Raw genomic sequence first — 13238 nt, 5'->3', positions numbered from 1 at the left:
TCCTCCTATAAGAAAAACGGCGTAGCCGTCTTTTATTAAAAAAATGGAGGTCTCCATGGTCTTTAATACCATGATGAGACCTCCTTGATTTTACATTTTACAGATCAGCTAAATGATTATTGTTGCGCTTGATAGCTTTCTGTAAACTCAGCCATAATTGCTTCTCCACCTTCACTCTTCCATTCTTCTACAGTCGCGTTGAATTCATCTAAGTCAATTTGACCGAGCATATATTGGTGCGTAGCATCATTCATCATTTGATCTAAACGGTCACCGTAAGTAATGTGACTTTCAGAATCAAGTGTAATTGTCGGATCATGAACAAGATATTCCTCATTTTCGATCGTTAACTTATCTGCTTCCGCTTTCACGTCGTATGTGGAAGCCATTTCATAACGTCCGCTTGTTGCCGGCTCACCAATTTCAAGTGATAAAAACGGGCGTATATCATTGTCGACTTCATTCAGATTATCCTCAATCCAGTTAACTCCTTCACCTTCCATTTCATAGTGTCTACCTTCTTCTCCCCATACTAAAAGGTTAGCACCTTCAGGAGTCATTAACTTGTCATAAAAGGCAAGAACTTTGCGCAGTTCATTTTCATCTTCATAAGCAGACTTAGGGAATAATACGACACTTCCAAATCCAGGGATTGCCCAAACATTATATTCCCCATCTGGTCCTTCTACATAATTGAATACGCCATATTCAGCATCAGGGTTTAATTCAGTAGCATCAGTATGAATACTAAGTACGTCACCCATTGAGCCTACATAAATACCAGCACCACCGTTTTTAAACATCGCTTGCTGATCATCTTTACTTGTAACCGGAAAATCCTGGTTCATATAGCCATTAGAATGCATTTCTTTTACAAAATCCATCGTTTCGATATACTCGTCAAACATAAATTCCGGTTTAACCTCTCCGTCAACTACTCCCCAATTATTCGGTGTACCAAACCAAGAAGACATCGTTTTAAAAGCACCGTAGACGAGATCACTGCGATCTGTCAGCCCTATTGTGTCATCAGAACCTGAACCATTCGGATCATCTTCTGTGAAGGCTCGAGCCATTTCCATGAATTCTTCTGTAGTTGTTGGTTCTTCAATTCCTAGATTATCCGCCCAGTCTTTTCGATAAATGACACCTTGTCTTGATAGCGGGCGCCCTTGATAAAGCGAGTAAAGTTTGCCGTCAACACGTGTGTTATCAAGTATTTCCGGGTTTAGTTTTGAAAGGTTTTCGAACTCCTCTAAATAAGGTTCAATTTCCCAGAACTGATCGGCCCGAATCGGATCTTTAAATTGATTAAACATATCAAATCCCATCGGTACAACCATTGGTAATGTGTCGGTAGCGAAAGCCGTATTTAAACGCTCTTCATAGTTACCATCCGGTACCCATTGAATATCTAACTCTACATTATACTTTTCTTCTAATTTATCTTTAAGGAAATCACCAGGCGTTTCTGGAGTGTGCAAGTTCGCCATCATTTCAATCGTTACCGGCTCATCATCCAACTCCTCTGTACTTACTTCACTGTTATTTGAAGCATCAGCATTTGCATTTGCCTCTGTGTTTCCCTCATTGTTTCCACCACATGCAGCTAAAATCATCGACGACAACGTAACTGTTCCAACTACTGCCAACCTTTTAGATAATTTGATTCTTTTCATGCCATTCACTCTCCTTCTTTTAATAGGTGCGAATTTCGTTTTTCTCTGGCAAATGCCCCTCTACATATACATGTAAAAAATAAATGATAACGGTTACAAATTTGAAAATGATGCGACTAAACTTAATTTCCAATCCCCCTTTTATTTGAATCAACTCACAATAACAACGTGGTTATTATATTTTCAGTTTACAGGGCTATCACAAGTTTCGTATATAATCATCTCTACAGACTCATATTAGGAAAACGTTTACAAAGCCGTTTTAACAGCTTATATGAGATAATGATTGTTTCCGTTCAGCTGTGTACTTTTAAAAGGTACACTCAGATTCTATTGGTCAAAGAGTCTGAGTGTAACCACTTAGTTAATTATATTCCATTTTCTTTTCGATACTGCCCAGGTGTCATATCTGCGTACTTTTTAAATGATCGGATGAAATTCTGTGAGTTATTGTATTGAAGTCTTTCTGCAATTTCCTTCACAGGCATGTCAGTTTTAATCAGCCACTCCTTTGCTTTTTTAAATCGATGCATGGCCAAATATTCACTGAATGTATGCTTCGTCTCCTGCTTAAAAACGCTGCTTAAATAATTTGCATTGTAATGGAGTTGATTTGCACACTGTTCTAATGTCAGTTCGTGATCATACTGTTCGTGAATCATATCGATCATTTTTTCTGACAAGTTCTTAAACTGAGAATCTCTTTTTCTTAAAAATTCATTGTAGAGAGGTGTAATTAATTTTTCGGTGAACCATTCATAAATCATTTTTTTATCGGACAGTTGAAACAGTTCTTCATAGTAATATTCTTTTTGCTGGTGTTCTTGATCTATTTGAATGAGATTTTCATGATAGACCAAAATGAGATTGTTCAAGAGACGCATCATCGAAATTTGATAATCCTGAAGGGAATGATCCTGTTTAAAAACCTTTCCCATCCATCCCTCAAATGAAGTCACCGTCTTTTCCCAGTCCGCTGTTTTGATAGATAAGAGGAGATCCTCTTCCAGTTTCACTGGATAACTGTACATAATCGAATGCTTTCCTTCATTAATATGTCCATAAGGAATGATCACACCTTTGCCAAGACGAATCCGGTGTTTCAATGCTTCAATCGCTTCTTGATACGCACGATCAGATTTTCTCATATCGCTATAAGACATACTCAGCCCAATACTAACAATAATATTGGTCAGTTTTTCGATCGTATCTTTCAGTCTTTCAGCAATTTGATTAAGAGTAATTTCTAGCTCTTCTTGATCAGCTCGATCATCACTGACTAGACAAACAAGTGTATTTTGAATCCATATCGGCTCAAAGTGCTCTGTCTCAGCTAAGATTTCTTCTAAAATATTTACGATGGAGAAAGTGATCAAATCCCAATCCTTAAATTCGAATCGTGAAGAACTGATAGAATCTATTTCTAACGTCATAACGATATGGTTACGCCAGTGCTCTTTTTTCATCTTAAAAAATGTTAAATTCTCTTCTAATTGCTGCTGATCGACATCTCCAATGAACATTCTTGTCAAGAACATTGTTTTTGCTTGCTTATTATGTTTATCAAGCTCTGACTCCATGATGAACTTCGATGAGAATAAGGATTTAAAACGGTTTTCAATAACTTTTATATCATCCCTGTCGGCGTTGGAATACTCATTTGGATCTCCGCTACCTTCATCAATAAGACTGCGAACGTTTTTGAGGGGGCGGTATAAATATCGACTAGCGATCAGGATAAATAATAAAGACCCGACGGATACGATAATAATCAAACTGATCATCACGAGAGCAATTGATTTTGACTCTTCGCGCAGTTCATCCACGGAATGAACCATTAAATATGACCATTGATTCATATTAGCCTGGGCGTATGAGACAGTAAAGACTTCACCATTATTTGTGGTTTCAAAAAATCCACTAGTTTCAGTGATGCCCTCTATAGAATGAACAAGGCCGGATTCTTCAAGGTCTTGTCCAATAAGTGCAAGATCCGGGTGATAGATAATTTGTGAATCATTATTGACAATCACTAAATCCTGATGGGATATGTCCCCCTGCAAACTTTTTACAAGTTCACAAACAGACATCGGTATTAACACTAATGCTCTCGGTTCACTCGCCATTCGTGGTAGTGATTTTACTAAACTAAGCGTATATGGACAACTGCCTTTTGTTAAAGGTTCTTCAAAATTTGTAGAATTTAGTAATTGCCAAGATTGAACCCCCTGTGACAATAATTCACGGTAAGTTTCAATATCCGGATGTTGATCGGCAATACGACTGCCTCGTTCATTCATCATCCAATTATATTGAAAATTTATAATCACATAATCCTCGATTAACGGGTGTATCGTTTGAACATTGGCAAGCTCTTGACGTACCTCTCGATGTAGAATAAAATCTTCGGCATTCATTGAGGAGTAAATAACTTGTCCCATTGTCGCGGAATCAACCATCACATTAATAGATTGGTCAACCATCGATAGATTTTGCTCAATATTTGTTCGAATCTGCCTGACCGTTTCTACCCGTTCTTCACTTACTCTTTCCTGAACGAGATTTGTAGATTGTATATATGAAAACGATCCCATAATAATCATTGGAAACAAAGCGAATATTGTCCCGAATATAACCAATTTATTAAAAAAACTAAGATTTTTCATGACTATACCAACTCCCCCAAAACCTTATGTAAAATCACCAGTTAGTTAAAGCGCTCTCACTCTAATAAATAAAATAATATCCTACTAATAACTATATGGAAATTTTTCATATAATGATAGTATTTTTTTAGAACTAAGTTTTAGAATTAAAATGTCTTTATGATCTTTATCTTCTCTATATAACAGAAGTAATCATGTTCTCTGTTATTCACAGATTTACCGTACTCAAAAATATTTCTATGCTAAAATTAATTTATTAGATAGTAAAGGTGGGCTGCAAATGGAGTTAACTGGATTAGCAGGTGGTTTTTATAAAGTTTCTGAATGGATGATGCGAATCGTTTATGTAAATTTTTTATGGATCTTCTTCACACTAATTGGATGTGTCATTTTAGGTATCATGCCCGCAACAATTGCCATGTTCACGTTGATTCGCAGATGGTATCGAAAAGAAGAATTTCCAACTTTTCAAACGTACTGGCAAGTTTACAAGCGAGAATTTATTACCGGAAATAAATTTGGAATTATTTTTGGTATCGCGTTGTATTTACTCTATTTTAATCTACAATACTTATCCACGATTTCCGGAAACTATCATACAATTATGCTGTTTGGTTTTTCACTGGCATCGCTTATTTTTATCATTTTCTTGTTATATTTCTTTCCAGTCTATGTACATTTTGAGCTTTCTTTTCGTCAGTACTTTCGACAAACGTTAATGTTAGGGCTTATAAATTTTCACATGGTTGTGGTCATGGTTATTGTGTTAACGATTCTTTACTTTTTATTTATGTCGGTTCCCGGGCTAGCTCCTTTCTTCACGATTGGATTACCAGCATTTTTTATCATGGCGATGGCACAGCTATCCTTCAAATATATGGAGAAAAAAAACCGTAAAAGCCATGAAAAAATAAGTGTATCAAATGCTTAATAAAAACGCGCAGCGTCTTTTATTAAATACAGCGCAAGTATTCGCTTCTGGCGGATACTTGCGCTTTTTCGTTTTAAGAAACATCGTTTTTGAAGACGGAATTCCTAAAATTGTTGGTTTACTTCCATATAGAAGTACTTGAATCCGCGAGACTCCTGTGGAAGAACGATTCAGGGGAGACCCCGCAGAGCGGTAGCTCGAGGAGGCTCACCAATCGTCCACGGAAAGCGAGCGGGAATTCTTCCAAACAACCTTTCGTCATAACAAGCCACTAAATAGACACTAGCGTTTTCTTATATGTAAAGAGCGACTTGTCGAGTTCTTCGAAAGTCGCTCTTCTTTTTCGTTTATAGGATAACCCCATCTTTGAAGATTGAAATCTCTTTGAACCCATATTTTTCATTATTTGCCTTTACTTCACCAGAAGCTAGCGTAAGGATATACTCGAAGAATTCGTCCGTTAATTCTTCTTTATCCTTTCCTTCTACAAGTTCCCCTGCATTGAAATCAATCCATTTCTTCTTCTTTTCGCTCAATGCCGTATTTGTGGAGATCTTTACTGTTGGTACCGGTCCGCCAAAAGGTGTTCCTCGACCAGTTGTAAAAAGAACAATATGTGCTCCTGAGCTTGCTAACGCCGTGACCGAAACAAGGTCATTCCCTGGTCCTTCTAATAGTGTTAAACCTGGCTCTTTCATTCTATCGCCATAATTAAGAACATCAACTACCGGAGCAAAGCCACCTTTTTGAACGTTTCCGAGTGATTTTTCTTCCAGTGTTGTGATACCGCCCTTTTTATTCCCTGGGGATGGATTCTCATACACATTTTGCTCGTGTTTGATAAAGTATTCTTTAAATCCGTTCACCATTCCAACGATTTTATGGAAAACCTCTTCATTTTTTGCTCGTTCCATTAATAGTGTTTCTGCACCAAACAGTTCCGGAGTCTCAGTAAGAATGGTAGAGCCACCGTGTTCAATAAGTTTATCTGAAAAAGCCCCTAAGAGAGGGTTTCCTGTAATTCCGGAAAAGCCATCGGATCCTCCACATTTTAAGCCGACCTTAAGCTTGGAAACGGGAACAGGTTCACGTTTAAACGTTTTTGCATATTCTACAAGCTCTTCTACCGCGTCTAAAGCATCTTCAATTTCATCATCGACTTGCTGCACTTCAATAAATTTGACTCTCTTCTCGTCAAAATCACCAATTACTTCTTTAAATAGGTCAATATAATTGTTTTCACAACCAAGTCCCAACACCAATATAGCTCCAGCATTCGGGTGATGAATCAAATCACTTAAGATCTTTTGCGTGTTCAGAAGGTCATCTCCTAATTGAGAGCACCCGAATAAGTGTGGATAGTGATAAACCCCGTCAATATTGTCTCCTTTATGCATATCATTGGCCGTCCTGGCGACAATTTCACAGGTTTTGTTAATACAGCCAACGGTATTAATAACCCAAACTTCATTACGGATACCAACGTCACCATTTGCCCTAACATACCCTTGAAATGTTCGTTCTGTTGCCTTTTGCTTCACTATCGGTTCTGTCGGAGTATAGTTGTATTCTAAGGTTCCGGAAAGATTGGTTTTTGTATTATGCGAATGGACCCAATCCCCTGCGGAAATATCTTCTGTTGCGTGCCCGATCGGATAGCCGTATTTCATAATGTTCTCGCCTTTATTGATCGGTTTCAAAGCAAGCTTATGTCCGAAACCGATATCTTCCTTTGCTGTTAATTCTACGTCTTCTACTGTCAACGAGTCTCCCTTCTGATAATCTTTTAGAATCACGATAACATTATCAGAACGGTGAACTTTCAAATAATCTGCTATTGCACTCATCATCATACCTCCATTAGTAAAAACGGTATTTCATTTAATACAGTGTGATCTTCTGCCAAATGTTTTAAGAGCCTAAAGGGTTACACTAGAGAGGATTCGATCCCCTCTGTTCTAACAAATCAACAACCTCTAAAACCTGTTTACTCCTTCACACCAAATTGACAATTTACAAATACCGGATCCTTCTTATCTCGATTCAGAATCTCCGTTTGCAAGAGTACTAGATTATCGCAATTGTGGATTTCAAGTGCCTGTTCGCTTTCCACATATATCTTTTCAAAAATCAAGTTTGTTATCGGTTGCTCCGGAAGGCCGTGAATCACAATCGGTCTTTTTGCACCGATACACGTGACCTTTTTAAGGTGGATATCGCTAAATACAGGAGTTTCTTCTGTAACCGCTTCCGTTGTCTCCCCAACCTTCTCTCCATTATTGCTGTAGTGCATCTGAAACGTTATGGCGTCTTCTTTAATATCCATCATTTGGATCCGTTCAATTTGAATTCGTTCAACTACTCCGCCTCTTCCACGGCTACTTTTAAATCGCAATCCACTATCTGTCCCGTAGAAATCACAGTCGTGAACATAGACATCTTTTACGCCACCGGACATCTCACTACCGATAACAAAACCTCCGTGCCCACTGTAGACTTTACATCCTTTTACTTCAACCAGTTCCGTTGGTATCCCTAATTCACGAGCCCATTTACCTTTTCCGGATTTCATACAGATAGCATCGTCTCCAACATCAAAAACAGTGTTTTGAATAATAACCCGTTTACATGACTCAATATCTAATCCGTCCCCATTTTGGGAGTACCATGGGTTCCTGATCGTAACGCCATCAATCAAAATGTCGTTGCTTTCTAGAGGATGCACGTTCCACGCCGGCGAATTTTGAAAGGTTACACCGCTAAGTTTTATGCGCTCACAGCTTCGGAAACTGAGTAAACTCGGCCTTAAAAAGTGCTTTATTTTCTCATACTCGGACTTGTCAGCGTTTTGCAGACGAAGCTGGTGAATGTGTTCTTTTCCATGTAAAGCTTCTATAGATGGCCACCATTCCTGCTCATCCTCTGTCACGACTCCACCTGAGTTAACGAGTGTTTCCCATTGCATCTCCGACATCTTAAATCTTTTGACATAGCGCCAATCCTGACCTGCACCATCGATGACACCGAGACCCGTAATCTCAATGTCCGAGATTTTTTCCCCATTCAATGGTGATTGACAACGGTAGACCCTTTCGCCTTCAAAAGAGCTTTCGATTAAGGGATAATGCTTCGGATCATCACTGAATTGGATCACAGCGTGTTGAACTAAGTCCAATCGCATCTGATTGGTAAACGTAATCGGCCCCGTTTTCCAGATTCCAGCTGGAACTTTTATCGTTCCGCCACCGTGCAGTTGACAATCAGCAACAGCCCTCGCAAAAGCTTCTGTATTGTCAAAACTTCCATCCCCTTTGCCTCCAAAACTCGTGATCATTACTTCTCGTTCAGGAATACTAGGAAGCGTGACTTGAAATGGCTGATCCTTTGTCATTCCGTCTATAACATCCATCTGAATTATCCCTTCTTCCTACACTGTCATCCAACGAGGAGGAATAATTCCTTTTTCCACCAACGCGTTCGCCGTTATTTTCGCAATTTCATGCGAGCCTTTTTCAGTGAAATGAGTATTATCTTCACTACCCTCAGGATAATAATCGTATTCTCCTGGGGAAAGCCACATGAAAAACTGCTTCGTCGCTTCAGGCTGCTGTTTTCGTAACCATGCTTCTGACAAATGCGTGACGTCTACAAGGGGAATGTCCAGGTCTGCCGCGAGCTTTCTCATCGATTTCGGGTAATCACCATGCGCGTCGATCAAATTACCACTTTCATCAAAATATCTGCGTGCAACAGGGGTCAATAAAATCGGTCTTGCCTGTTTGCTGAGAGCAGCATCAATGTACATTTTCAAGTTATCCTGGTAGTCACTCCAAGGGTTCGTAAACCTGATTGGGTCGTCTTTTTTCGAATCGTTATGGCCAAATTGAATGAAGAGAAAATCACCTTCCTGCAGTAATTCCTCTACTTCTTCAAAATGTCCTTGTTCATAAAAGCTTTTTGTACTTCGACCTGGAACAGCATGATTCCGTATTTCAGCTCCCGGGATGTAGTCTTGAAGAACCTGCCCCCAGCCCATTCGTGGATAACGCGCTTCCGGGTAGGTACTCATCGTGGAATCACCAATTAAGAAGATACGAGTCATGACTATGCCTCCTGATGTTGAAGTCCGACACCAAAAAATTCATTCGCATTGTGAAAACAAATATCCTGCACCATGTTTCCAAGTAACGAATAATCTTCCGGAACTTCACCAAGTTCTACCCATTCCCCAATCAGATTACAAAGAATCCTGCGGAAGTATTCATGACGGGTGTAAGACAAGAAGCTTCGCGAATCGGTCAGCATTCCGACGAACAGACTAAGTAATCCATGATTCGCCAAATCTGTCATTTGCTTCACCATTCCAGTCTTTTGGTCGTTAAACCACCAGCCTGAACCAAATTGAATTTTCCCCTTAACTCCGGATGACTGGAAATTGCCGATCGCCGTCGCAATCACTTCGTTATGAATCGGGTTCAGGTTATAAACGATTGTTTTTGGCAGGTCATCTGTCTGATCAAGTTCGTTAAAAAAGCCATTGAGTGATCCGGCCATATCATAGTCATACATGGAATCAAATCCGGTATCAGGACCAAGTTTTTCGAACATTCGCTGATTGTTGTTTCGAATCGCGCCTAAATGAAGTTGCATCACCCACTGTCGTTGTGAATACTGCTTTCCTAGGAAAGTCATCGTATATGTCCTGTATTTTTCTACTTCCTCATGACTAAGTTCTTCTTGGCTTAATTTTTTCTTGAATATTGTCGCTGCTTCTTCTTTTGTGGCAGGTGCAAACGGAAGCGTCTGAATGCCGTGGTCGGAAACAACACATCCCACTTCATCAAAGGCATTCATTCGTTTTTCCAATGCGGTTAACACATCATCATAAGTAGCGATCTCCATTTCTGCAGCGGCAGCCAATTTAGTAATATAGTCATTAAAACCTGGCTGTTGGATTTCAATCGCCTTATCCGGACGGAAAGTCGGCAACACCTTTGTATCGATAGCTGGATTTTCAGCAATCTGCTTGTGGTATCGGAGATCGTCAATTGGATCATCCGTTGTACAAATGCCCTTAACATTCGAACGTTTTAAAATACTGTGTGTCGTTAATTCCGTTCCTTGCAGTTGTTTATTAGCCTCTGTCCATATTTGCTTACTCGTATCTTCATTTAACAAGTCTTCGATACCAAAATAGCTCTTCAACTCGAGATGTGTCCAATGATAAAGCGGATTACCGATCGTGTAAGGAACGGTCTTTGCCCATGCAGCAAACTTTTCCTCATCCGTAGCCTCTCGTCCTGTGACGATATCTTCAGGAACACCAACAGTACGCATGGCCCGCCATTTATAGTGATCTCCGTGGAGCCAAATCTCTGAGATGTTCGAAAACTGATGGTTTTCACTAATTTCCTTTGGACTCAAGTGACAATGAAAATCAAAAATTGGCATATCCTTCGCATACTCATGATAGAGTTTTTTCCCTACCTCATTTTGCAACATAAAATCATCGTGAATAAACGGTTTTGTCATCTTTGTTTCCTCCTCTAATGGAATAACAACGTTGTTATTTTTTGCTGTAAATAAATTTTTCTCTTAATAAGGCCTTTGACCCGCTCAAAAAAACAGGGGCAATGTATCAAGAGAATTTCTGGATTTTGTGCTTGCGGCATCATCAAATCGCACTCTATTACCGCTTCTCGTCGTGATCTTCACTTGTTTTTTTACGTTCATTTTCGTTCTACTTCATTATATCATGTCATAAAACATGCGACAATACTGTATTTTTATAATTCTTTCTTTTCTAAATATTCTCTTGTATTCATTTTATTTATCTATCATACTACAATTATATATAAAAATGACGACGTTTTCATAAAAAGGGGCCTATCATCATGATTTTTTCAACGAAACAATCTCATTTTCCTTCTATTCTTCCGCTACTGGTTGTTGGGATTTTACTTCTCACGCTATCCGGGTGCGGAGTCAATACGGAGCCAATAAATTCTGATACTCCGGGGATTTTTAATAAGATTGTCGTCTATCCATTCTCATTTTTACTTCATTTTTTTGCGACGATTTTTCAAGGAAGCTATGGTTTATCGATCATTCTCATGACTGTTTTACTTCGTACTGCGTTAATGCCACTTATGCTTAAACAATATAAAAACAAAATTTTTATGAAAGATAAAATGGCTATCATTCATCCTGAAATGACAGAGTTAAAAGATCGTTATAAGGAAAAGCAAAGTAAAGAAGATAAACAAGAGATGCAAAAAGAAATTATAAAACTTTATGAAAAACACCAGTTTAATCCGATGGCCTCGTTTGGCTGTTTGCCTGTATTGATTCAGTTACCGTTTTTAATTGGTTTTTACTATGCCATTATTCGAACGCCTGAAATTGCTGGGAGCAGTTTTCTTTGGTTTAATCTCGGTGAAAGAGATGCAATTCTGCCTTTGATAGCAGCAGCGATCTATTCCGTACAATTCCAGTTTTCACGAAAAGAAATGAAGGATTCAAAGCTTGTCGGTCAAGGCGGAGAGATGCAGCAACAAATGAAGATCATCGGTTACATTCTGCCAATCATGATGGGAGTATTCTCCTTTGCTGTCGCAGCTGCACTGCCACTTTATTGGTCCATCGGGGGAATCTTTTTAATTTTCCAATCTCAGTTGGCCCGTTATCTGTACAAGCCAAAGCCATCGGTACCTGTTATTGATCAGGAAGTTTCTTCTGATACTGTTGAGGAGAATAAGTGAGGTAAGAATAGCCGTTCTTAAATAGGTGCTTGAATCCGCTTGGAAGGGAATTCGAGCACCTTCTGTCAAAGTAAAAACATCTAAATTCGTGTGATTATGCTTTGTGTCTCTCCATTAAGTTAATACCTACCCCCATACATATGACGCCGAAAAGCAACATAAGTGATAACGGTTCAACTAAATCAAATACTCCTCTGTCATAAATCGCTGCACCCTTTAAAGCATCTAAGCCATAAGCAATTGGCATTCCTTTTGATAAAGCTATCATGAATGGATTTGATACTACTTCGATCGGCCAAAATGCACCACCAAGCATGGCTATACTTGTAGCAACAAGTGGGACAACTGTTTGAAATTGCTGAGAGGTTTTGACTGCTCCCATAAGCAGCATACTTAAAGCAACAATGGCAAACGTATAAAACCCTATAATAACTAAGATAGTACCAAAACGATCTCCTATATCGAAATGAAATACGTATTGAAAGAACAGGAAAATCAGTAGTATTTGTATAAAACCAATTGTAAAGCTATACATTAAATGTCCAATATATATTTGAGTCTTACTAAGAGGCGATAAAATAAGACGATTCCATGTACCCCATTGTTTCTCTTCGACGATCTTACCTAGACTATACATAATTGTATAAATACTAAAGAACAACGTCATCCCAAATAAAACTTGCAGTTGTCCATCAGATTCATAGGAACCATGTTCTCCTTCGAGAGAAGATGTAACAACCGTCAGACTCGGTTCAGCCAATAATCTCTCCACTTCACCATGGAACTCACCTCCAACTAGTTGGTTCTCCACCTCATTCAAACGTAATTGTTCACTATAAATTTGGTGAATATATCCTTCCACTAGGTAACGACCTGGCTCATCTGCCGCTACAAATATAAGGTAATCCTCCTTCATTAATTTTAAAGCTAAACTTACTTCTCCTTCTGCAACTGCTTGCCTTGCCTGAGATTCCTCCGTGGTTTGAAACTCAAATTCATTGGATTCATTTAATTTCTCTAGCCAGTAGTCCCGGTCTGAGTCAGACAGACTAGCATCTGAAAAGGTGTATACAGTCATTTTATTATCGGTCCCAAAACCCGCTAAAACCGAGATAAACAGGATCGTTAATACAAAAAATGACACTACTAGAACTGGTTCCCTTCGAAATCGTTGCCATTGCAGTAAATAAATAGACTTCAT

General features: G+C 38.9%; 9 protein-coding genes. 2 read left to right on the top strand and 7 right to left on the bottom strand.

Translation table 11 applies throughout. From position 1 onward, the window contains the following. Positions 1 to 116: 116 nt before the first annotated feature. Both CEF18_RS21345 and CEF18_RS21340 read right to left on the bottom strand, forming a co-directional pair. Positions 117 to 1679 (bottom strand): extracellular solute-binding protein, encoded by a 1563-nt coding sequence (locus tag CEF18_RS21345; RefSeq protein ID WP_110938507.1) that lies wholly within the window; start codon positions 1677 to 1679, stop codon positions 117 to 119. Positions 1680 to 2047: 368 nt separating this feature from the next. Then, complete coding sequence (locus CEF18_RS21340) at positions 2048 to 4345, bottom strand: helix-turn-helix domain-containing protein (protein WP_110938506.1); 2298 nt, start codon at positions 4343 to 4345, stop codon at positions 2048 to 2050. A gap of 280 nt (positions 4346 to 4625) precedes the next feature. On the opposite strand from CEF18_RS21340, the gene CEF18_RS21335 reads away from it, so the two are divergent. Then, positions 4626 to 5276 (top strand): YesL family protein, encoded by a 651-nt coding sequence (locus CEF18_RS21335; RefSeq protein WP_110938505.1) that lies wholly within the window; start codon positions 4626 to 4628, stop codon positions 5274 to 5276. A gap of 347 nt (positions 5277 to 5623) precedes the next feature. On the opposite strand, the gene CEF18_RS21330 is transcribed toward CEF18_RS21335, so the two are convergent. The 4 genes from CEF18_RS21330 to uxaC form a co-directional block, all read right to left on the bottom strand. Beyond that, positions 5624 to 7126, bottom strand: coding sequence for a UxaA family hydrolase (locus CEF18_RS21330; RefSeq protein WP_110938504.1), 1503 nt, complete (start codon positions 7124 to 7126; stop codon positions 5624 to 5626). Positions 7127 to 7263: 137 nt separating this feature from the next. Continuing rightward, complete coding sequence (locus CEF18_RS21325) at positions 7264 to 8685, bottom strand: glycoside hydrolase family 28 protein (protein ID WP_110938503.1); 1422 nt, start codon at positions 8683 to 8685, stop codon at positions 7264 to 7266. A gap of 18 nt (positions 8686 to 8703) precedes the next feature. Beyond that, complete coding sequence (locus CEF18_RS21320) at positions 8704 to 9378, bottom strand: rhamnogalacturonan acetylesterase (RefSeq protein WP_110938502.1); 675 nt, start codon at positions 9376 to 9378, stop codon at positions 8704 to 8706. A 2-nt stretch (positions 9379 to 9380) separates the two neighbouring features. After that, a complete protein-coding gene (gene uxaC / locus CEF18_RS21315) occupies positions 9381 to 10808 on the bottom strand; it encodes a glucuronate isomerase (RefSeq protein ID WP_110938501.1) in 1428 nt (475 codons plus the stop codon). A 362-nt stretch (positions 10809 to 11170) separates the two neighbouring features. Here uxaC and yidC point away from each other — a divergent pair, with 362 nt between their 5' ends. Then, positions 11171 to 12037 carry a membrane protein insertase YidC gene (yidC, locus tag CEF18_RS21310; protein WP_110938500.1) on the top strand — a complete coding sequence of 289 codons (867 nt, stop codon included), beginning with the start codon at positions 11171 to 11173 and terminating at the stop codon, positions 12035 to 12037. Positions 12038 to 12131: 94 nt separating this feature from the next. On the opposite strand, the gene CEF18_RS21305 is transcribed toward yidC, so the two are convergent. After that, positions 12132 to 13238, bottom strand: coding sequence for an ABC transporter permease (locus CEF18_RS21305; RefSeq protein WP_110938499.1), 1107 nt, complete (start codon positions 13236 to 13238; stop codon positions 12132 to 12134).

The sequence above is a fragment of the Salipaludibacillus neizhouensis genome (assembly GCF_002886185.1).
In the GTDB taxonomy this organism is placed as follows: domain Bacteria; phylum Bacillota; class Bacilli; order Bacillales; family Salisediminibacteriaceae; genus Salipaludibacillus; species Salipaludibacillus neizhouensis.
Note: the sequence above shows the minus strand (reverse complement) of the source record. Positions and strands in the feature narration are given on the sequence as shown.